Annotated in this window: 14 protein-coding genes and 1 pseudogene; 8 read left to right on the top strand and 7 right to left on the bottom strand. The window is 71.5% G+C overall.

The window, feature by feature from the left end:
• Positions 1 to 234: 234 nt before the first annotated feature.
• Together nhaA and ACFZBU_RS46420 are read left to right on the top strand one after the other, a co-directional pair.
• Positions 235 to 2,121: a Na+/H+ antiporter NhaA gene (gene nhaA, locus ACFZBU_RS46425; RefSeq protein WP_391589887.1), complete on the top strand. Its 1,887-nt coding sequence runs from the start codon at positions 235 to 237 to the stop codon at positions 2,119 to 2,121.
• A gap of 307 nt (positions 2,122 to 2,428) precedes the next feature.
• Positions 2,429 to 3,634, top strand: coding sequence for a methyltransferase domain-containing protein (locus tag ACFZBU_RS46420; RefSeq protein WP_391589886.1), 1,206 nt, complete (start codon positions 2,429 to 2,431; stop codon positions 3,632 to 3,634).
• A 56-nt stretch (positions 3,635 to 3,690) separates the two neighbouring features.
• On the opposite strand, the gene ACFZBU_RS46415 is transcribed toward ACFZBU_RS46420, so the two are convergent.
• A complete protein-coding gene (locus ACFZBU_RS46415) occupies positions 3,691 to 4,500 on the bottom strand; it encodes an alpha/beta hydrolase (protein ID WP_391589885.1) in 810 nt (269 codons plus the stop codon).
• A 477-nt stretch (positions 4,501 to 4,977) separates the two neighbouring features.
• On the opposite strand from ACFZBU_RS46415, the gene ACFZBU_RS46410 reads away from it, so the two are divergent.
• A complete protein-coding gene (locus ACFZBU_RS46410) occupies positions 4,978 to 5,196 on the top strand; it encodes a hypothetical protein (protein ID WP_360324319.1) in 219 nt (72 codons plus the stop codon).
• A 107-nt stretch (positions 5,197 to 5,303) separates the two neighbouring features.
• On the top strand, positions 5,304 to 6,086 hold the full coding sequence (locus ACFZBU_RS46405; protein ID WP_391589884.1) for an SDR family NAD(P)-dependent oxidoreductase: 783 nt from the start codon (positions 5,304 to 5,306) through the stop codon (positions 6,084 to 6,086).
• 221 nt (positions 6,087 to 6,307) lie between these two features.
• Here ACFZBU_RS46405 and ACFZBU_RS46400 read toward each other — a convergent pair whose 3' ends face one another.
• Positions 6,308 to 7,405, bottom strand: a complete 1,098-nt coding sequence (locus ACFZBU_RS46400; protein WP_391589883.1) for a chitinase — start codon at positions 7,403 to 7,405, stop codon at positions 6,308 to 6,310.
• A gap of 448 nt (positions 7,406 to 7,853) precedes the next feature.
• Here ACFZBU_RS46400 and ACFZBU_RS46395 point away from each other — a divergent pair, with 448 nt between their 5' ends.
• A complete protein-coding gene (locus tag ACFZBU_RS46395) occupies positions 7,854 to 9,383 on the top strand; it encodes a flavin-containing monooxygenase (protein WP_391589882.1) in 1,530 nt (509 codons plus the stop codon).
• Between the two features lie 104 nt (positions 9,384 to 9,487).
• Here ACFZBU_RS46395 and ACFZBU_RS46390 read toward each other — a convergent pair whose 3' ends face one another.
• Both ACFZBU_RS46390 and ACFZBU_RS46385 read right to left on the bottom strand, forming a co-directional pair.
• Entirely contained in the window at positions 9,488 to 10,720 is a 1,233-nt protein-coding gene (locus tag ACFZBU_RS46390) for a styrene monooxygenase/indole monooxygenase family protein (RefSeq protein ID WP_391589881.1), read from the bottom strand.
• 173 nt (positions 10,721 to 10,893) lie between these two features.
• Positions 10,894 to 13,449 (bottom strand): CRISPR-associated endonuclease Cas3'', encoded by a 2,556-nt coding sequence (locus ACFZBU_RS46385; RefSeq protein ID WP_391589880.1) that lies wholly within the window; start codon positions 13,447 to 13,449, stop codon positions 10,894 to 10,896.
• 235 nt (positions 13,450 to 13,684) lie between these two features.
• On the opposite strand from ACFZBU_RS46385, the gene ACFZBU_RS46380 reads away from it, so the two are divergent.
• Positions 13,685 to 14,857 carry a MalY/PatB family protein gene (locus ACFZBU_RS46380; protein WP_391589879.1) on the top strand — a complete coding sequence of 391 codons (1,173 nt, stop codon included), beginning with the start codon at positions 13,685 to 13,687 and terminating at the stop codon, positions 14,855 to 14,857.
• 191 nt (positions 14,858 to 15,048) lie between these two features.
• Here ACFZBU_RS46380 and ACFZBU_RS46375 read toward each other — a convergent pair whose 3' ends face one another.
• A complete protein-coding gene (locus tag ACFZBU_RS46375) occupies positions 15,049 to 15,627 on the bottom strand; it encodes a hypothetical protein (RefSeq protein ID WP_391589878.1) in 579 nt (192 codons plus the stop codon).
• 454 nt (positions 15,628 to 16,081) lie between these two features.
• Here ACFZBU_RS46375 and ACFZBU_RS46370 point away from each other — a divergent pair, with 454 nt between their 5' ends.
• Positions 16,082 to 16,873: a dienelactone hydrolase family protein gene (locus ACFZBU_RS46370; RefSeq protein WP_391589877.1), complete on the top strand. Its 792-nt coding sequence runs from the start codon at positions 16,082 to 16,084 to the stop codon at positions 16,871 to 16,873.
• Between the two features lie 349 nt (positions 16,874 to 17,222).
• Positions 17,223 to 19,541 (top strand): glycosyl hydrolase family 18 protein, encoded by a 2,319-nt coding sequence (locus tag ACFZBU_RS46365; protein WP_391589876.1) that lies wholly within the window; start codon positions 17,223 to 17,225, stop codon positions 19,539 to 19,541.
• 123 nt (positions 19,542 to 19,664) lie between these two features.
• Here ACFZBU_RS46365 and ACFZBU_RS46360 read toward each other — a convergent pair whose 3' ends face one another.
• Together ACFZBU_RS46360 and ACFZBU_RS46355 are read right to left on the bottom strand one after the other, a co-directional pair.
• Positions 19,665 to 20,504, bottom strand: coding sequence for an SAM-dependent methyltransferase (locus ACFZBU_RS46360; RefSeq protein WP_391589875.1), 840 nt, complete (start codon positions 20,502 to 20,504; stop codon positions 19,665 to 19,667).
• A gap of 275 nt (positions 20,505 to 20,779) precedes the next feature.
• Positions 20,780 to 21,034: pseudogene (locus tag ACFZBU_RS46355) on the bottom strand (NADP-dependent oxidoreductase); the annotation flags it as partial.
• Between the last annotated feature and the right edge of the window lie 521 nt (positions 21,035 to 21,555).

The raw sequence follows: 21,555 nt of genomic DNA, 5'->3' as shown, positions 1-21,555 counted from the left end.
TCCTCCCCGTCATGGCCCTGTTCCTCCTCCTCCCCAAGGGCCGCACCAACACCCCGGCGGCGCAGGAGTCCCGGGAGACCACGGCCGCCGCCTGACCCACGAAGACGGTCGGCCCACCCCACCGCCGGCGGGCGGCGGGCGGCGGGCGGCGGGATGATCATGCGTGAGGAACCGGCCGATATCCTCTGATCCGCTTCCGCCGGGGAGCGCGGCACGTACACAGGGGGCATCCGCATGACGCAGCCGACCAGCGACGAGGGTCTGGCCGGGCAGTCGCTCGACGAGGGAGGCGCACGCACCGCGCGCTGGGCGTTCATCCGGACCGAGAGCGGCAGCGCGACCGTGTTGCTCGCCGCCACCCTGGTCGCCCTGGCCTGGGCGAACATCGGCCCCGACTCCTACGCATCGTTGTGGCACACCCACCTGTCGGTGCGGCTCGGCGACTCCGGTGTCTCCCTGGACCTGCGCGAATGGGTCAACAGCGGGCTGATGACGCTGTTCTTCTTCGTGGTCGGCCTGGAGGCCCGGCGCGAGTTCGACATGGGCGAGCTGCGCGAACGGCGCCGGTTGACCCTGCCGTTGCTGGCCGGCCTCAGCGGCATGGCGGTGCCGGTGTCGATCTACCTGGCGATCAACGCGGGCGAATCCTCGGTGCACGGCTGGGGTGCCGCGATGTCCACCGACACGGCCTTCGCGCTGGGCATGCTCGCACTGCTCGGCAGCCGCTTCCCCCGCAGGCTGCACACCTTCATCCTGACCGTCGCCGTGGTGGACGACTTCGTCGCCCTGGTGGTGATCGCGGTCGCCTACAGCGATCACATCGACGTGCCCGCGCTTCTGGTGGCGCTGGCGATGCTGGTGGTGATCGTGCTGGTGCGCACCGCGAAGGTGCGGCGCGGCAGTGCGTACGGCGTACTCGGCGTGATCACCTGGATCGCGGTGCTCAAGTCGGGCGTGGATCCGGTGGTGGTCGGCCTGGTGATGGGCCTGCTGACCTTCGCCTACCCGGCCTCGCGGATCGAATTGGAGCGGGCCACCGGGCTGTTCCGCTCGTTCCGCGAGCAGCCCACGCCGGAGTTGGAACGCACCGCCCGGCTGGGCATGGCGGCGGCCCTGTCGCCGAACGAGCGCCTACAGCGGATGTACCACCCGTGGACCGGCTACGTGATCGTGCCACTGTTCGCGCTGGCCAACGCCGGCATCACGCTCGACGCCGGGCTGGTCTCCCGGGCCTTCACCTCGCCGGTGACGCTGGGCATCCTGGTCGGTTACGTGGTGGGCAAGCCGTTGGGCATCATCGGCACCTCCGCGCTGACCACCCGGCTCAGTCGCGGTCGGCTGCGCCCGCCGGTCGGCTGGGGCGCCGTGGTCGGCGGCGGCGCGATCGCCGGGGTGGGCTTCACCGTGTCGCTGCTGATCGCCACGCTGGCCTTCGAGGGTGAGCGGCTCGACGAGGCCAAGGTGGGCGTGCTCAGCGCCGTGGTCTGCTCGTTCGTGGTGACCTGGCTGGTCTCGGTGGCGATCGCCGCGATGCCGCGCCCGGCCCGCTCCCGGGCACTGCTGGGCACCGCCCAGAGCCTGGTCGACCTGGCCGTGCCGGTGGACCCCGAGCGCGACCACATCCGCGGTCCGATCGACGCCCCGGTGACGCTGGTGGAGTACGGCGACTTCGAATGCCCCTACTGCGGTCTGGCCGAGCCGGTGGTGCGCGAACTGCTCGCCGACTTCGGCGACGTGCGCTACGTGTGGCGCCACCTGCCGCTGCCGGACGTGCATCCGCGAGCCCGACTGGCCGCGATCGCCGCCGAGGCGGCGGCCGAGCAGGGCGCGTTCTGGGAGATGCTCGACCATCTCCTTGGGAACCAGGACGCGCTCAAGCCCGGCGATCTGCTCGCCCACGCAAAGGCGCTGGGACTGGACGTGGAGGAGTTCCGGATCGCGCTGCGCACCCATCGCGGCGCCGACCGGGTGACGGAGGACGAGGAGTCGGCCGACCTGAGCGGGGTCTCCGGCACTCCGACGTTCTTCGTCAACGGCCGCCGCCACCACGGCCCGTACGACATCGACGGACTCACCGCCGCCGTGCACGCGGCCAAGGAGCGCGCGCTGATGGACCGCTGAGCGGGCCGGTCGGTCGGCGGCAGGACCGCACCGCCGGGACCTCCCCGCCCGAACCGATCAACCGCCGTGGGTACGCCGTGACTTCACACCACCGAGCGCTCGCATCGGCCCGTCGCCGGTCCGACGGACCGTCGTGCTGCCCGGATCCGGGCACTCCTGCGGGTGGTGCTTCGTTGGCACGGCAAGTTCCTTTGGTGCCTTGACGATTACGCTTCGGGGTTCCTAGGGTGCGGTGAGTAGTCGACCTCCGGAAAGGTTGGTTCACGATGCTCGGTCAGTCCGTCTTATCCGATCGACGGTTCGTGTCATGACGGTGGGGCCCGACACACTCACGGCCCTGCTGAAGGGCAAGGACGTTCTTCCGGCGGGCTGGGAATCGGTGTTCGGCATGGTGGCCCGCGAGGACTTCGTGCCCGCCCGGATCTGGCCGGACGACAGCGACGCGCCGTTGGACCGCGATCGCGATCCGGAGGCCTGGCGCCGGGCGGTCTATTCGGATCGGGCGCTGGTGACCCAGTGGGACGACGGCCGGCACACCGGCGCCGCCGCCGGGCGGCTGGCCACCTCGTCGGCCTCCACGCCGTCCACCCTCGCGGAGATGCTCTACGACCTGGACGCGGCGCCGGGCATGCGGGTGTTGGAGGTCGGCACCGGGACCGGCTACAGCGCCGGCCTGCTGGCGGCGCGCGGCTGCCGGGTGACCTCGATCGAGGTCGACCCGCAACTGGCCCGCCGCGCACGGGAGAACCTGGCCGCAGCCGGATTCGGCAACTTCGTCGAGGTGGTCACCGGCGACGGCACGCTCGGCCACCCGGCGGGCAGCCCGTACGAACGCATCCAAGTCACCGCGGGAGTCCGGCGCGTGCCGTCGGCGTGGGTCGAACAGGCCGCGCCGGGCGCGGTGATCGTGCTCCCGTGGGGCACCGACTACGGCAGCGGCGACTGCGCGCTGCGCCTGGTCGTCGACCCGGATCGCCGCACCGCCAGCGGCCCGTTCACCCTGGCCACCGCGTTCATGAAGCTGCGCGCGCATCACCCGCACTGGGGCCGCTACGGCGGCGCCGCGCTCCCCGAGGACTGGGCCGCCTACGCGCATCCGACCACCACCACACTCGGCTACGACGACGTGGTGGGCGGCCCGTTCGACCCGGTGGCCCTGGTGCTGGGCCTGTGTGTGCCCGATTGCCTGGCCCGCCCGGTGTTGCACGGCGCGCTCGGCGGCACGCTGTGGCTCTACGGCGCCGACACGGGGCACGGCCACTCGATCGCCGCCGCCCACTTCGCCGTCGGCGAGCCGCCGACGATTCGCCAATCCGGCCCCCGCCGGTTGTGGGACGAGGTCGAGGCGACCTGGTACTGGTGGCATTCCCAGGGCCGTCCCACCATTCACGACTTCGGCCTCACCGTACGCCTCGCCGACGACGACACGGTCGAGCAACAACCCTGGTACCGCACCCCCGACCATCCGCTCGTCGCGCCGGCCCACGAGTGGACACCGCCCCCGAGCGAGTGACCCGACTCGGCACACCCGGCGCCGCCGCGCCGGGGGCGATCGGGACCTGTCGCGGATCAGGCCCGCGGGAAGCCGGCGTCGGCGAGCCAGGTCAGCGAGGCGTCCGCGATGTCGGGCCAACCGTGGTCGACGATCAGCGAGTGGCCGCGGTTGTCGAAACAGCGATATTCGGTGGTGGCACGGGACTTGCCGTATCGCTTGAAGGTGGCGCGGGTCAGCACGTCCGGCACGGTGTGGTCCAGCTTCCCGGACAGCAGCAGGAGCGGTCCGCGGGACTGGTTCTCGGTGGCCACCCGCGCGGCCGAGTTCGGGGTGAGGTTGCCCAGCGCCAACTGGAAGAGCGGCCGGGCCGGGCTGGGGATCGTCCACGCCGCGAACAGGTCCTCGGACTCCTTGCGGGAGACGGCGTTGGCGAAGGCGTAGCGGAACCGGTCCTGATTCAGCGACACCGCGCGCTTGGTGTTGGCGGGATTGCGCAGGAACGGGAACGTCGACTTCGCCTGGGCCGGACCGACCGCCTTGACCCCCTTGATCTGGCCGGGACAGATCGCCACCGCCGCTGCGGCGAGCCCCTCGCCCAACAACCGCTGGGCGATGAAGCCGCCGACGGAGTGACCGACCAGGACGGGCGGGGAGGGCAGCTCGCGGATCACCCGGACGTGCGCCTCGGCGATCTCCGCGAGACCGACGCCGCCCTGCTCCTCCGGCTGTCGGCGGGCCGCCAGGACGGTGGCGGGAACACCGGGCCACTCCGGCATCAGCGGTTCGTATCCCGCGTCGCGAAACCGCTCGGCCCAGGCTCGCCAACTGGTCGAATGCAGCCACAGGCCATGGATGAACACGACGGGTGTGCGCTTGGTTGTCATGCGTCGCCTCGCTCGCGAATGGTCTCGATCCGGGGATCGCCGCGGAGACGACCTTCGTGGCGGGCAGCGGTGCAACCGACGCCGCTCGGCCCCGCCGGTCGCGCCTGCGACCGGGCCACACGAAGATCCTTTACCGCCACTGTGTCACCACCGCCGCCCGATCGCGCGCCGAAACCGGTCCCGCCGGGTCGGGCACGCGGTCTCGCGGCCGGTGCGCGCGACCGACGTACGGCGAACGGGCCCTACCGCCCGACCCGTTGCGTCCGGGCCGCTGCCCGTGCCCGGCCCGGTCGGGTGCGGTGATGGGGGGCAACGGACGCCGATGGGCTTGATGTATGGTTTCTACAGATGTGTAGAAGCCTGGTTTCGACGGATTCGACTCGGACGAGACCGCTCCGTCGCCTGTGGATCAGGGGTGGAACTGTGCCGAATGATCATCGAGAGCGGTCCACGGCCGACGGCCCGGAGACCACGTGGGTGCAAGCTCCTCCGGAGGAGGAGATCCGCCGCGTCTACGAGCCGGTGGAAATCCGTAATCGCGACGGCAGTTGGGCGCTCGGGCGAATCAACGCCCGGTGGCACGGCGATCGTGGGCAGGACTGGTGCCGCCTGCGGATCGTGGGCAGCGATCGCCCGGCCCGCTGGGTCCCGTTCGATCCGGACGTGTTCGTCGAATTGCAGATCGACGGAACCTGACGCCGCCCCTCTCCTCGACACTCGGCGGTGGCCGGCTCCCGGCGACGGCCCGGTTGCGACGCCGCGTAGGCTCGGATGCCTTCGAGACGGCAGCAGAGGAGAAGGTCGTGTCCGACGAACCACGGGCCTTCCCGGCCACGGGCCGGCGGGTGTTGGTCACCGGTGCCGCGCGGGGTCTGGGACGCGCGATCGCCCTGGCGTTCGCGGCGCAGGGTGACCGGGTGGCCGTGCACTACGGGTCGCGGCGGGAGGAAGCCGAGACCACGGTGGCCGATCTGGCGGGCCGAGGCCACGTGTCGGTCGGCGCGGATGTCGCCGAACCGGACGAGGTGGAGCGGCTGGTGGCCGAGGCGGAGAAGGCGCTGGGCGGGATCGATGTCCTGGTCAACAACGCCGCGGTGAACACGCCGCACCCGCCCGTCGACACCGGGTATGCCGAGTGGGTCGCGGCCTGGCAGCGGCACGTCGCGGTGAACCTGGTCGGCGCCGCCGGGCTGAGCCACCTCGTCGCCCGCGGGATGATCACGCGTGGCACCGGCGGGCGGATCGTCAACGTCGGCTCACGCGGCGCGTTCCGTGGTGAACCGGATCATCCGGCCTACGGTGCGACCAAGGCCGGCCTGCACGCACTCGGTCAGTCCCTGGCGGTGGCCCTCGCCCCGCACCGGATCGCGGTCGCCTCGATTGCTCCCGGCTTCATCGACACCGACCGGGTGGCGCACCGCCTGTCCGGTGCGGAGGGCGCCGCCATTCGGGCCCAGAGCCCGTTCGGCCGGGTCGCCGATCCCGCCGAGATCGCGGCGGCCGTCGTGTGGCTGGCCTCCCCGGACGCGGAATGGGCCTCCGGCACCATCCTCGACCTCAACGGCGCTTCCCATCTGCGCACCTGACCCGCCGCACGGAGGGATCGAGGGGCCGAGCACCCGAGCCCGAAGCGGCCCGACCCGGCCGCCGGGCCGGTGGACGGTAGGCGGGGGCGGCCGGGCTGCCGCTCATCGAGGACAGGCCCCGGCCCTCCTCGACGGCGGTGGCGGACAGCCGCGCAACCGCATCGATCGCGGCGGTACCGGCCATCGGCGGTACCGCCGCGATCCGCAGCGCCGGTGTGCGGTCAGCGACCCTGGAGGGCCTTGACGTTGTTGCCGAAGGACCAGTTCTTGGAGCCGTCCCAGTTCAGCGACCAGGTCATCAGGCCCTTGAGGCCGCCGCTGTAGCGGTTCCATGCCTGGGCGACCTGAGACGGCGTCATGTAGCCGCCGCCCGCGCCCGGTTGCGCGGGCAGCCCGGGAACCTGCTTGTCGAGGGGCACCTTGATCGTGGTGCCCTGCACGACCAGCCCGCGGTTGAGGCAGTCCGTCTGCGCGGTGAAGCCGGCGACCGTGCCGGCGGAGTACGAGTCGCCCGAGCAGCCGTACATGTTGCCGTTGTAGTACTGCATGTTCAGCCACCACAGCCGACCGTTGTCCGCGTACTTCTTCACGATCGGCAGGTACGCGCCCCAGATCGAGCCGTAGACCACGCTGCCGCCGGTGACATAGGCCGTCTCGGGGGCCATGGTCAGGCCGAAGTTGCTCGGCATCTGGGCGAGGATGCCGTCGATGATGTGCACCAGGTTGGCCTGCGAGGTGGACAGTGTGTTGATGTTGCCGCCGCCGACCAGGCCGGTCTCGATGTCGATGTCGATGCCGTCGAAGTTGTAGGTCTTGAGGATCGGCACGATGGTCGCGATGAACCGGTCCGCGACGGCGCGGGAGTTGAGGTCGATGCCGGCCGCCGCCCCGCCGATGGACATCAGGATGGTGGCGCCGGCCTCCTTGGCCTGACACATCTCGGTAGGCGTGGCGACCTTGACGGTCGAGTCCATCCCGTCCTGCCACAGCGCGGTGCCGTCGCCGAGGATGACCGGGAAGGCGGCGTTGAGCACGTTGTAGCCGTGTGCGGCGATCCGCGAGTCGGTGATCGGGGTCCAGCCGAACGGCGGGTGCACACCGTTCACCGCACCGTCCCAGTTCTCCCAGTAGCCCTGGAGCACCTTGCCCGCGGGCTTCGACTTGACCGCGCAGGTGCTGCCCACCGGCGCGCTCGCGCGCTTCGTCGAAGGCGAAGTACGGTTCGTGTCGGCGTTGTTCGGTGCGGCCGCGACCGACCCGGCAACGGTGAAGGCGACCGCGAGGGCGGCCCCCAGAAGGCGTGACGTGCGACCCATCATGCTCGATTCCCTTTCGGCACTTCGAGCACGACCGGGCACGGAAGGAACGTCCTGCGTGGCACGCCTGCCTCCCGGGCGGGGACGGGCCCGGAGATTCACGTGGTGCGATTGCCACGACCGTAAAGTGGTCCAGACCTTACGGTCAATAGGTCTGGACCACTGGCAAAGTCCGGCAAATGCCGCCGGGCCCGAAGACAGCCCCTCCGAGGTCGAAGTCGAGTCCACCGGGGTGTTGCGCACTCCCATCGTCGGCAGGGGTGTCGGTCACTCTCGAACGCTACCGTGCGTCGACCGAGTCGACACAGTGTTGACCACTTCGACAACACGTCGATACGGTGACCGGGCCACCACTACCCGGTAGGCGTGTGCGCCGGCCGACCCCGGGTGTCGTACGCATGGTCCGGTCTCGGACGACCCGCACGCGTCCGATCGCGAAATGGGGACTGGCATGGCCTCGGAACACGTCGACGTCCTGATCGTCGGCGCCGGCCTCTCCGGCATCGGCGCCGCCTGTCACCTGCGGCAGCGTGCACCGGGCAAGTCGGTGCTGATCCTGGAGGGCCGCGACGCGATCGGCGGAACCTGGGACCTGTTCCGCTATCCCGGGATCCGCTCGGACTCGGACATGCACACCCTGGGCTACTCGTTCCGACCGTGGACCGCCGCCGAGTCGATCGCCGAAGGCGCGGCGATCCGGGACTACATCCGCGACACCGCACGCGAGCACGGCGTGGACCGGATGGTGCGCTTCGGCCACCGGGTGGTCGAGGCCGAGTGGTCCGCCGAGACGGCCCGCTGGACCGTCCGGGCCCTTCGTACGCCCTCGGGCACCGAGCCTGCCACGGACCCGGCCGGCGGCGACGCCGAAAGCGTGGAACTGACCTGCTCGTTCCTGTTCGGATGCACCGGCTACTTCCGCTACGACCAGGGCTACACACCCGAGTTCCCCGGCATCGAGAACTTCGCCGGCCCGGTGGTGCACCCCCAGGCGTGGCCCGAGGATCTGGACCACGCCGACCGAAGGATCGTGGTGATCGGCAGCGGCGCGACCGCCGTCACCCTGGTCCCCGCGCTGGCCCGCACGGCCGCGCACGTGACCATGCTCCAGCGCTCGCCCGGCTACGTGATGGCGCTGCCCGCGCGCGACGCGCTGGCCGCGCGGCTGCGCCGGGTGTTGCCGGACCGGACGGCGTATTCGCTGATCCGGGCCAAGAACATCGGCATGGCCATGCTCGCCTTCCACGTCTCACGCCGAGCGCCCGCGCTGATGAAGTCGCTGCTGCGCAGGCGGGCGATCCGCCGACTGCCCGAAGGCTACGACGTGGACACCCACTTCGCGCCCCGCTACGACCCGTGGGACCAGCGCATGTGCTTCGTCCCCGACGGCGACCTGTTCACCGCCCTGCACGGCGAGCGCGCCTCGATCGTCACCGACACGATCGCCGGCTTCACCCGGACCGGCGTGCTCCTGGAGTCCGGCGCCGAACTGCCCGCCGACATCGTGGTGTCCGCGACCGGGCTGAACCTGCTCGCCCTCGGCGGCATGACGCTGCGTGTGGACGGGACACCGGTCGAACCGTCCCGGACGGTGGCCTACAAGGGCATGATGCTCTCCGGGGTGCCCAACTTCGCGCTCACGATCGGCTATTCCAACGCGTCCTGGACGCTCAAGTGCGACCTGGTCGGCGAGTACGTATGCCGACTGCTGAACCACATGGACGCACACGGCTACCAGGTGTGCACGCCGCAGGCCCCCGCGGCCGACGCGCCGCTGGAGCCGCTGATCGACCTCAAGTCCGGCTATGTACAGCGCGGTACCGCGTTGTTGCCCAAACAGGGGCCGACCACCCCTTGGCGGCTGCACCAGAACTATCCGCGCGACGTGCTGATGCTCCGACACGGCTCCCTCCGGGACCGGGGAATGCGCTTCGGGCGCAGATCGGACCGGCCGAGTCCGGTACCGAGCGGGACCGACTGAGTCGGGCCCGGACGAAACGGACCGGCCGAGTCCGGTGGCCGGCGGCACCGACTGAATCGGGCCCGAATGAACGGGTGGTCGGCGGCCGTGCGCTCGCGAGCCGGTCAGGCCCGCGCGGCGACCTCGCTCAGGTAGGCGTTCGTCCGCTCCGGCTCGTACAGGAAGTTCTCGAAGTCGGCCGGTGTGTCGATGGCCCGGGCCACCCGGTCGGCGACCTCCTGATGCTCGTTGCCGGCCGCGAGGAGCCGCACCACGTGCTCGGGCGGCGGCGCGAGCAGCGCGGTGGTGAACTTCACCGAGTGCCGGGCGTACGCCCAGAATCGCTCGAAGGTCTCCTGCATCCAGTCCCGGTCGAACGGCTTGTCGCCGTGCTCGACGATCGCGGCCAGGTACACCGCCGCCGCACGGGCCGCGCTGTTCGCGCCCTGGCCGGTGATCGGGTCGTTCGCCACCACCACGTCGGCGATGCCCAAGGCAAGCCCGCCCGAAGGCAGTTCGGCGACCGGGCGGCGCACCACGGGGGTGAACGCGCCGCTGAGCACGCCCAGCGCGTCGGTCAACTCGGCCGCCCGGGTGCGCTCGTAGTCCCAGGGCGCGTGGGTGCGGATCAACTCCAGGGTGGACCCCCAGTGTTCCAGCGGATCGCGGACACCGGTGAAGCGGTCGAACGGCCCGCCCGGTATCGCCTCGACCAGGATGATCTCGCACGGCCCGGACAGGGTGAGCCCGGGCAGGTAGTACAACTCGCCCAAGCCGGGAATCACGTTCAGATGGACCGCCTGCCGGCCGACCTCCGGGCGGGGCGTGACGCCGTGCACGTAGGACACGGCCAGGTGCCGCTGCGGCACGGTGTGCACCGAGCGCTCGTGGTCGCGGTCGAACATGGTGACCAGTTCGCCCTTGCCCGCCGCGACGATCACCAGGTCGTAGTGCCGGCTGTACCAGTCGATGTCGCCGACCGAGACCGGGTGCAACACCACGTGGCCGCCCCGGCGGGCGAACAGGTCCAGCCACGCGGACATCTTCACCCGCTGGTCGACCGACTCGGACCCGCCCATGTCGCCGAGCCAGTCCACGAACGGCACGCCGTCCGGCCCGGGGATGGTGAATCCGGTCTGCGGCAGCTTGGGCACCTGCTCGTCCCACAGGTCCAGCCCCTGGGCGGCCTCCAGGGCCAGTTGCGAGGGGAACATCATCTGCGTCGAACTGACCCGGCCGGCCCGGATCTCCTCCGGCGTCCGCTCGGTCATCACGGTGACGTCGTAGCCACGGTCCTGGAGCCCCAGCGCGAGCTGAAGCCCGGAGTGGCCGGCACCGACGACGAGGATCCTGCGCACGGATGACGCTCCTTCCGGTTCACGGTCGAATGCATGCTATGACCACGCATCGTGCCGGTCGGCGGGAGCCCTCTGTACCGCCGCGGCCGGGACCGCCGCCACCGCCTGGCCGATTGCGGCGCGGCGCAGGACAGGCGCGCAGGGCAGGCGGCGAAGTGCGGTCGGCGGGTCGGTCAGGGTTGCGGAGTCGGGAGCAGGTAGGAACGACTGGCGCGGCGGTCGGCGATCCGGACCAGGGCTTCCAGGAAGGCGAGTCGGAAGGGCCCCATGCCCGGCGCGTCGCGCAGCCGCAGTACCCGCTCGGTCCAGGCCGTCGGCGGGCCCGCCATGCCGGTCCGGGGGCCGAGCCGGGGGCCGACCCGCGCGCCGGCCGGGCCGGTTGCTCGGTCGCCGGGCGCGACGCCGGTCCCCGGATCGGCTGCGGTTCGACCGCGGAGGCCGTCCCCGCCGCCGTCGGCGAAGAGCACCGTCGGATCCAGCACGATCGCCGGCACCCACCGGTCGCCGGGCAACTCCACCGGGCCCAACCGGTCCCCCGCCTCGACGCCGAGCACCCGTGGCACGGCCCGCCCGGCCTCGTCCGGCATGGGCCGCACCGACACCCGGACCTGCCCGTGGTGCGCGGCGACCAGGTACGTGATCAGTTCGGCGTCGGCCGCGTCGTGCAGCAGGTGCACGTCCGGGTGCAAAAGGGCGAGTGCGGAGACCAGTTCGTGGCGGAAGTGCGCGCGCGAGTGCCGACCCCGGTCGTGACCCGATTTCGCCCAGGGGCCCGGGCCCGGGGGTTCGGCGCCCGGTGGGCAGTCGTCGCACAACATCGCCTGGAACGCGTCGTGCGCCTTGCCCAGGTCGTGGTACCGCCCGGCGACGGCCGCCGACTCGACCAGGTGCCCGGGGATCACGAAGCCGGTCTCGGCCAACTCCAGGGCCACCACCCGCACATCACGCTCGACGTCGGCCAGGTGTCGGGGCAGGTCGACCCAGCCCTGCCCGCACGCCGGCGTCGGCGCCTCGGCCGCGCTCGGCGCCTCGTCGAGCGGGACGACCGGCACCGGGCCGGCGTGCCGCACCCCCCAGCCCGACGCCACGTCGTAGCAACCGACCGCGGCGTCGGCCAGCACCACCGCCCCGGGCCGAAGGTCGTTCGCGGTCAACGGCCGGCAGCCGCCGGCCCGATCGAAGGTCCACCACCGGTCCGGCCGTCGGGCCCACGCGACGGCCACCTCGGTCGCCGGCGCCGGGCACATCTCCACCCGGCGCGGGTACGGTTCGCGTTCCTCGGGGCGGCCGTTCGGCCAGTGTCGCCAGGTCACCGCAACGTGCGGATCGGCATCGTCGCGGGTCCATCGGGCCACCTCTTCGGCACCCTCGACCGCCTCGGACTCGACGCCCGGCAGGGTGTCGAACAGCCGCAACAGGTCCGCCCGCCGCAACACGTGCCGCACCGGGGTGTCGGTGCCCATCGGCGTCCGGGCCAATCGGGTACCGGTCACCGCGCACCCCTCCAGGCCGATCAGCGCCCGTGCCGCCCGGCGCAGTTCCGGCTCCGAGTACGGCGCGTGGTGCGTCCCGGTGGACCCGTCGGTCGGCGGCCACACCCACAGCAGTCGCGCGTCCGGCTCGCGGCCGTCCCGGTTGCATCGCCCGGCCCGCTGTACCAGGGCCGGCCACGCGGCCACCTCGGTGAGCAGCACCCGCGCGGTGATCTCGACGCCGACCTCCACGACCTGGGTGGCCACCACGATCTGTCCTGGCGCACCCGGCTCCCGGGTCGATCGTTCGACCAGGGCGGCGCGTTCGGGCGGGCGAAGCAACGCGTGCAGGCCCAGCAGTTCGGGCGCGGCTGCCCGGCCGGGCAACATTCGCTCCAGCGCTGCCCGGATGGCGCAGGCCCGTTCGTCCGTGTTCACGATCGCGAGCGTGCGCGTTCCGGGACGGTGTCGGCGCAGCAGTTCGGCCGCCACCGCGGCCGGGTAGGACTCGGCGTCGGTGGGCATGGCGGCGAACTCGACGGTGCGCGCCGCATCCAGCCGCCGGGCCAGCTCGGCGCCGATCGGCAGGTCGAGCGCGTTCACCACCCGGGCGACCGTCGGATGGTCGGGGGTGCCCAGTCGGGTCGGATCGGCGAGCGCCGACATCCACATCGTCGCCGAGCCACCCACCGTCCCCAATTCGTCGCGCAGGCCCTGGAGTTGGGCCGAGGTCTCCAGCCCCGGCCCCATCAGGTGCGGCTCGTCGAAGACGAACTGGGTACCGGCGTGCAGCAATCCGAAGGACAGCGGCCAGGACGCCCGACCTTCGCCGTGCCCGCGCATCAGCAGCCGGGACAACACCACGTCCTGGGTGCCGACGAGGACGGCCGGCCGTGCTGGCCGCACCTGCCAGTCGTCCGCCTCGCGTTCGGCGCCGGCGGACAGCACGTGCACGTCCACGTCGGCGCCGTGGCCGAGCCGCTGGATCCACTCGACGACGAGGCGATGGGTGTACTCGGTCGACGAACGCAGCGGCAGCACGTAGACCAACCGGCCGGGCGTGGCCCGGCGCACCGCGCGCTTGGGATGCGCCAACCGCCGCCACAACCAGGGCAGTACGGCCGCGACCGTCTTCCCACAGCCGGTCGGCGCGCACAACACCTGCGGCAACTCGTCCCGGGCCAGCGTCTCCTGGTACGCATACGGCGGCGATCCCGTCGCCGTACGCACGAATTCGACGAACGAACGCTCGGCCATCCGGTACCCCCGCACCCCGACGCCCGGCACGCAGCCGGACACCGAGCATCCTGCCGGCCCGTACCGCCATCGGCCGGCATATCCCCCGATCCGACCGCGCGGATACGATCCGCGCCCGGGCCTGCGCCGGGCCGTGACAGCCGGGCGAACCGGGCGAATCCGCCCGGTGCGAACTCTCCCGGGACCGCCGCGGCGTCCCCCGAGCGCGCCGGATCCGTCGCCTATGGTGGGAGTCATGGAGAGTCTGCCGGAGCACATATCCGAGAACGTCAACCCGTTGCGCGCGCTTTCGCTCGACGTGCTGCGGCAACGCACCAGCGAGAAGTGGCGGGCCTACCCGGAGGACGTGCTCCCGGTGTGGGTGGCCGAGATGGACGTCCCGCTGGCCGAGCCGATCGCCCGGGCGATCATCGACGCGGTCCGCCTGGGCGACACCGGCTACGCCTCGGGCACCGGCTACGCCCGGGCTCTGGCCGACTTCGCGGCCAAGCGCTGGAACTGGCACACCCTCGCGGTGGAGCGCACCGCGATCGTGCCGGACGTGATGCTCGGCGTGGTGGAGATGCTCAAGCTGGTCACCGACCCCGGCGGCCGGGTGATCGTCAACTCTCCGGTGTACCCGCCATTCTTCATGTTCGTCACGCACATGGACCGGCAGATCGTCGAAGCCCCGCTCGGCGCGGATCACCGGATCGACCTCGACGTCCTGGAGACCGCGTTCCGCACCACGACCGCGACCGGCGAGCGGGTCGCCTACCTGCTGTGCAGCCCGCACAACCCGACCGGCACCGTGCATACCGAGGCGGAACTGGCCGCCGTGGCCGCGCTGGCCGCCGAGTACGGGGTGCGCGTGGTGGTGGACGAGATCCACGCGCCGCTCGCCCCGCCGGACGTGTTCGTGCCCTACCTGCGCGTACCCGGCGCCGCGAACGGCCTGTCGCTGATGTCCGCGTCCAAGGGCTGGAACCTGGCCGGCCTCAAGGCCGCCCTCGCCGTGGCCGGCCCGGGGGCCGCCGACGACCTGGCCCGGCTGCCCGTGGAGGTGGCGGACGGCCCCAGCCACGTCGGGGTGATCGCGCACACCGCGGCCCTGCGCGACGGCGCGGCGTGGCTGGACGCGCTCCTGGCCGGGCTCGCCGAGAACCGGCGGCTGCTGGCCCGACTGCTCGCCGAGCAGTTGCCGAGCGTGCGCTACACCCCGGCCGAGAGCACCTATCTGGCCTGGCTGGACTGCCGCGAACTGGGCCTGGGCGACAGCCCGGCGACACACTTCCTCGACCGGGGCCGGGTCGCGCTGACCTGCGGCACCGGCTTCGGCACCGGCGGTGCGGGACACGCCCGATTCAATCTGGCCACCCACCCCGACATCGTCGCCGAGGCGGTCCGGCGGATGGCCGCCTCGATCTGATCCGCGGGCGATCGTCGCGGGTGCGGCGGGGTGCGGCGGGGTGCGGCGGGGCGGTCTGCTCGGCCGGCGGTGCCGAGGCCGCGCGGTCGGTGCGGTGGGCGCGGTGGGCGCGCGGTCGGTTCGGTGGGCGCGCGGTCGGTGCGCCGGCCCTGCCCGGCTGCGGTGGGTGCTTCACCGCGGCGGGGGCGCGGTCACTGTGGTGGGCGTGGCCGTGCCGCGTGCTCCAGGGCATGCAGGAGGTGGACGGCGGACGCGTCGGCGTAATCGTGGCGCAGCGCCCACAGCGCGACCTCGGTGGGGAACTGCACGTCGGCGAAGGCGATGACCACGACGCTGCCGTCCAGGAACAGCCGGCTGCGTGCGCTGCCCAGGTCTATCCAGGTCTCCGCGACCGCGAGCGCGGCGTCCTCGTCCGCGCACGGCAGACACGCGAAGCGGCCGTCGAGCAGGCCGGCGGGCAGGATCGACGCGGCGTGCCGGACCTGGGCGAGGTGCTCGTCGAACGCGCGCCGGTGCTCGTGCGCGGGCCATGGCAGGCGGGAGCGCCACAGCAGGCACGTACACCACGCGAGTACCGGCGCGATGTCCGGTTCGGCGTCGGCGTCGGGGTCGCCGGCCCGGTCGGGATGCCCTGCCCGGTCGGGATGTCCGGCCCGGTCGGGATGTCCGGCCCGGTCGGGGTGCGGTTCGGTGCGCAGTTCGTGTGCGGCCCGGATCCGCGCATCCGGCGTGTCGGAGTCCGCCGGTCGATTCGGTTCTTCCTCGCTCAACGATCCGCTTCCGTTCTCGATGATCCGCCCACCCCGCAGAACAGCACGGTAGTCCAACCACCCGGCTCGCGGGGGACGGGCGCGGCGCGCGGCCTGGTGCAACCCGGTCGGTGCGGTGAGGTGCACCGCGACCGCGCACCCCATCGGGCCCACCGGGCCCACCGGACCGAAGAGGCCGCGCATCCGAGCCGCACAGCCGCATCCGATTCCGGGCAAGCTCCGCCGCATCCGATTCGGGGCGAACTCCGCCGCACCCGACCGTCGTTGCCCGATATGAATTGACTGCGATTTTGCGCGGGATATCTTTTGGAATTAACCCGGATCCGATATGATGGCGAAAAGCCATTGGATTTCTCGCTAATATCGTCCGGACGAACGCCTTTCGATCGCGGACCGTGCCGACCGCACGCGAACCGCCGGCGTTCCCCTCCCGACGAGATCTGCGAGGAATCCCGTGTGCCATGAATTCGACGCCGTCCCACCCACCCACGGACGTACGGCAACCGAGCCGGCCGCGGCCGGCCCACTGACGCTGACCTCGGCCGACGGCACCGAGTTCGGCGCCTTCCTGGCCGTCCCGGAACGGCCGTCGGGGGTCGGGGTCGTGGTACTTCCCGACAATCGGGGCCTGTCCGGCTTCTATACGGCGGTGTGCGGCCGACTCGCCGAACAGGGCCATACCGCACTCACCCCGGACTATTTCGGCCGTACGGCGGGCGCCGAATACGGCGACCGCACCGCGGATTTCGCCACAATCGAGAACCTCATGCCGCACCTGACCCGACTGACCGCGGCCGGCCTCGACGCGGACATCATCGCGGCAGCGGATCGACTTCGCACCGAAGGCGCGCGGGCAATCGTCACACTCGGGTTCTGCTTCGGCGGACGCCAGGCGTTCCGTACCGCCGCGCCGCGATTCGGCACCGCCGGAGCGATCGGTTTCTACGGATTCCCCGGCACCCTCGAAGGTGCACCGGGACCGACCCGCCTCGCCGCCGAACTCACCGCTCCCGTACTCGGGTTGTGGGGCGGGGCGGACCCGTACATCCCGGCGGAGGCCGTCGCCGAGTTCGACGCGGCGCTGACCGACGCCGACTGCCCGCACGAGTTCGTCACGTACCCGGACGCACCGCACGGCTTCTTCGAACTCGGCGCCGACGAGTCGCGGTTCGCGGCGGCCTGCGCCGATGCCTGGCATCGGGTGCTGAACTTCCTGGCCCCACACGCGAATCGACCCGCCGCCTGAGCCCGGCGGGAGGTACCCCGCGGGAGGCACCGGGGCGCGGGCCGAACTTCCCGGTTCACACGCGAATCGGCCCGCGTTCCGAGTCCGCGCTCCGAGTCCGCGTTCCGAGTCCGCGCTCCGAGTCCGCGGCACGTTCCGAGTGTGCCCGGCGGGCCGGCGAACATCGAACTGTTGACGTTTTGGTCCAGACCAATTACCTTCCAATAGGCGTTTTGGTCCAGACCAATTCGCCAAGCGACTGCTTCCTGGTCGCGGTCGATGTCCCCATTCGCCGACCGTGATCACCCCGGTGAGGCGCGCGCGTGCACGGTTCCGTACCGCCCTGTTCCACGCACACAGGGAGAGAGCCATGTCCCCTCACAAGCGCAGATTCCGCAGCAGATTCCACAACGGTTTCCGGAGCCGGGCCCTCGCCCTGCTCGCCGTCCTCGTCCTGCCCCTGGCCGTACTCACCGGCCTGAACGCCGGCGCCGCACAGGCCGCCGGGAAGCTCACCGCGACGTTCTCCATCCAGGACAACGGCTCGTGGTGGAAGGGCACTTACGTCGTCCACAACGGCGGCACCGCCGCGGTGACCGGCTGGCAACTGGAGTTCGACCTGCCTGCCGGCGTCACCGTGACCGGCAACTACTACGGCGACGCCACGGTGACCGGCAGCCATGTCTCGGTCAAGAACGCCTACTACAACGGGACCGTCGCGGCGGGCGGCAGCACCGACCCGTTCAGCTACTGGTTCGTCGGCAACGGCCCGGCCGGGCCGCCCACGCACTGCACCGTCAACGGCGACAAGTGCGACGGCTCGCCCGACGTACCGCCCTCCGCACCCGGCGCCCCGCACGCCACCACCGTGACCGCCCACTCGATCGCGCTCGGCTGGACCGCCGCGACCGGCGGCGACTACCCGGTGGCCGGCTACGAGGTGGTCTCGGGCGGCGCCACCGTCGCCAGCGTACCGACCGCCTCGGCCACCCTCACCGGCCTCACCCCGGCCACCGCGTACACCTACGCGGTCCGGGCCAAGGACACCCGGGGCAACCTCGGCCCGCTCGGCCCACCCGCCACGGTGACCACCGTGGACCCGGCGAGCGATCCGACCCCGCCGACCGCGCCGGGCGCCCTGCGCAGCACCGGCAAGACCTCCTCCACGGTCGCGCTGGCCTGGACCGCCTCGACCGACAACGTCGGCGTGGCCGCGTACGACGTCTATCGCAACGGCACCCTGGCCAAGACCGTCCCCGCGGGCACCACCGCGGCCACGATCGAGGCCCTGTCCCCCGTCACCAAGTACACCTTCACCGTGAAGGCCCGGGACGCGGCGGACAACGCCTCGCCCGCCTCCACCGCACTCGACGTCACCACCGACGACATCGCCGGCACCGGCAAGAACCTGCGGGTCGGCTACTTCGTGCAGTGGGGCATCTACGGCCGGCAGTACTTCGTCAAGAACCTGGACACCTCCGGCTCGGCGGCCAAGCTCGACGTGATCAACTACGCGTTCGAGAACATCGATCCGGTCAACCTGACCTGCATGGCCGGCGTCACCAAGGGCACCACCGCCAACCCGCAGGATCCCGACCAGGGCACCGGCGCGGGCGACGCGGACGCCGACTACGCCCGGCCCATGTCCGCCGCGCAGTCGGTGAACGGGGTGGCCGACGACGGCTGGGCCAAGCTCCGCGGCAACTTCAACCAGCTCAAGCAACTCAAGGCGAAGTACCCGCACTTGAAGGTGGTCGTCTCGCTCGGCGGCTGGACCTACTCCAAGTTCTTCTCGGACGCGGCGGCCACCGAGGCGTCCCGGCAGAAGCTGGTCAAGTCCTGCATCGACATCTGGATCAAGGGCGACCTGCCCGCCTACAACGGCGCGGGCGGACCGGGCACCGGCGCGGGCATCTTCGACGGCATCGACGTGGACTGGGAGTGGCCCGGCTCGCCCGACGGCCACGCCGGTAACCACTACAACGTCAACGACAAGCAGAACCTGACCCTGCTGCTCGCCGAGTTCCGCAAGCAGCTCGACGCAACTCCCGGGCCGCGCAAGCTGCTCACCGCGTTCACCCCGGCCGACCCGGTCAAGGTGAACCAGGGCTGGGACACCTCGAAGATCTTCGACTACCTGGACGTGGCCAACGTCCAGGGCTACGACTTCCACGGCGCGGGCAGCGACAACTCGTGGGAGCCCAACCGCACCGGTGACCAGGCCAACCTGTACACCGACGCCCAGGACCCGTATCCGACCCACTTCAGCATCGACGACGCGGTGAAGATCTACACCGACGCCGGCGTCAATCCGCGCAAGCTCACCATCGGCTTCCCGTTCTACGGCCGAGGTTGGCAGGCCGTCGCCGACGGCGGCGCACACGGCGAATGGCAGGCTGCGGGCGGGGCGGCGCCGGGCCAGTTCCCCGAGGAGGCGGGAACAAGGGGCTATTCGAACCTGCTCGCCAGTGTGCCCAACCTGACCGTCTACCACGACGAACAATCCGTGTCGACCTACGGATACACCGGGGCCGGCGGCCAGTGGTGGACCTTCGACGACGCCTGGTCGATCGCCCGCAAGACGGCCTACCTCAAATCCAAGAACCTACTCGGCGCGATGATCTGGGAGATGTCCGGCGACACCTCGAACGGGGCCCTGATCACCGCACTCGACAACGGACTCAAATAGCCCGACGGTCTCCGCCACCGCAGGAAGGAGACCGCCCACCGCACCCCCGTACTCCCCGTACCGCCGCCCGGTCCACACCGGACGGCGGTACGGCCGTCTCGACCGCGCCGGGGGCGCGACCGGTCAGGCGTCCGGCACGCGGCCCAGCCCACCGATCATGGTCAGGCCCGCGTACGTCGAGTCGTCCGCCACCGGCGCATCCGGGCGCCAGTGCGGCAGGAAGACCACGCCCGGCTCCACCGGTTCGGTGCCCTCGAAGAAGCTCTCGATCGTTTCCCGGCTGCGAAACCGCCCGCTGCCCAGGGTGGACAGGAACAACCGCTCCAACTCGCGTCCCTCGGGCGTGGCATCGCTGAAGTGCGTGATGAACACGAAGCTCCCGGGGGCCAACGCCTCGCGGTAGGCCCGGACCACCCCCGCCGGGTCGTCCTCGTCCGCGAGGTGGTGCAGCACGGCGACCAGGAGCAGGCCCACGGGCCGCTTCAGGTCCAGGAGTTCGACGACGTCCGGCCGGGACAGCACGTCCCGGGCATCCCGCACGTCGGCGGTCACCACGCGGGTACGGTCGTTCTCGGCGAGCAGCGCACGCCCGTGCGCGAGCACGATCGGATCGTTGTCGACGTAGACGACCCGCGCCTCGGGATTGCGTTCCTGGGCCACCTCGTGGGTATTGCGTACGGTCGGCAGCCCCGAACCCAGGTCGAGAAACTGATCGATGCCGCACTCGGCCATGTACCGCACACCGCGCTCCAGGACCGCCCGGTTCAGACCGGCGCCGACCCGGGCATTGGGCATCGCCGCCATCGCCTTGTCGGCGATCGCCCGATCCACCGCGAAGTGGTCCTTGCCACCCAGGATCGCGTCGTAGACCCGCGCGACACTGGGCACCCCCACGTCGATCGGGGGGCCCTCCGACCAGTCGTCGCCCTCGGCGTTCGACGGCACCTGCCACTCGTCCGACACGCTTCCCCCCGACCGGATCCGACGCTACGTCACCCCCACGGGACGGCCCGCGCACAGGAGAGTATCGGCCGCACCCGCCGACATCCGCCCCACCACCGACTCCGTACCGCGACTGTTACAACACCGGCCGCAACCCGAGCCCGTCGCTCCCATATCCGTTGCCACACAACGCAGTTCCGCTCACAGCTCGACACCGGACCGACCCGCGAATCCCCCACGAGCGCAGGCACCGCGGCCGAAGCCGCGGGCGGCCCCGAACCGGTGGAACGGGCTCGGATGCAGACCACGATCTTCCCCCGCGTGTGTCCGCACTCGGCGTATGCGTGCACTTCTGCGGTCCGTTGGGGCGAGTAGGTCCGTTCCGCTCGCCGCGTGGTGTGTAGCGGCCTTGCCGTCCGAGTCCAGCCGCTTCGGCGAGGAGCGTGGAGTCGTCCTCCGCGGTGGCCGGATGCACACCCGGGCGGGCGACGCACGTTGGCGTAGTCGGCGCCCCCCGGCACGGGGGCAGGGTCGCGGTCGCCCACGAGAGCAGCGCACATATCCGAGAGCACTGCACACACCCGAGAGCAGCAGACAGGACGCTTGGCTAGCGGCAGCGCGCCCAGAGCAGCGGACGCGAACGAGAGCACCGCACGCATCCAGAGCAGCGGACGCGAACGAGAGCACCGCACGCATCCAGAGCAGCGGACGCGAACGAGAGCACCGCACGCGCCCCAGAGCGGCGGACACACCTGAGAGCACCGCTCACACCCGAGAGCAGCCGACACGCACGCGAGCAGGGCAATGCGCCCCAGAGCAGCCAATTCGGACGCGAGCAGCGCACGCGCCCGAGAGCGGCAGACACGGACGAGAGCACCGCACACACCCGAGAGCGGCCGACACCGACGAGAGCACCGCACACACCCGAGAGCGGCCGACACCGACGAGAGCACCGCACACACCCGAGAGCGGCCGACACCGACGAGAGCAGCGCAACACACCGCGAGCACGGCACGCGCCCAGAGCAGCGAACGCGGACGCGAGCAGTGAACGCGGACGCGAGCAGTGAACG

The sequence above is a fragment of the Embleya sp. NPDC008237 genome (genome assembly GCF_042956465.1).
Classification (GTDB): domain Bacteria; phylum Actinomycetota; class Actinomycetes; order Streptomycetales; family Streptomycetaceae; genus Embleya.
Note: the sequence above shows the minus strand (reverse complement) of the source record. Positions and strands in the feature narration are given on the sequence as shown.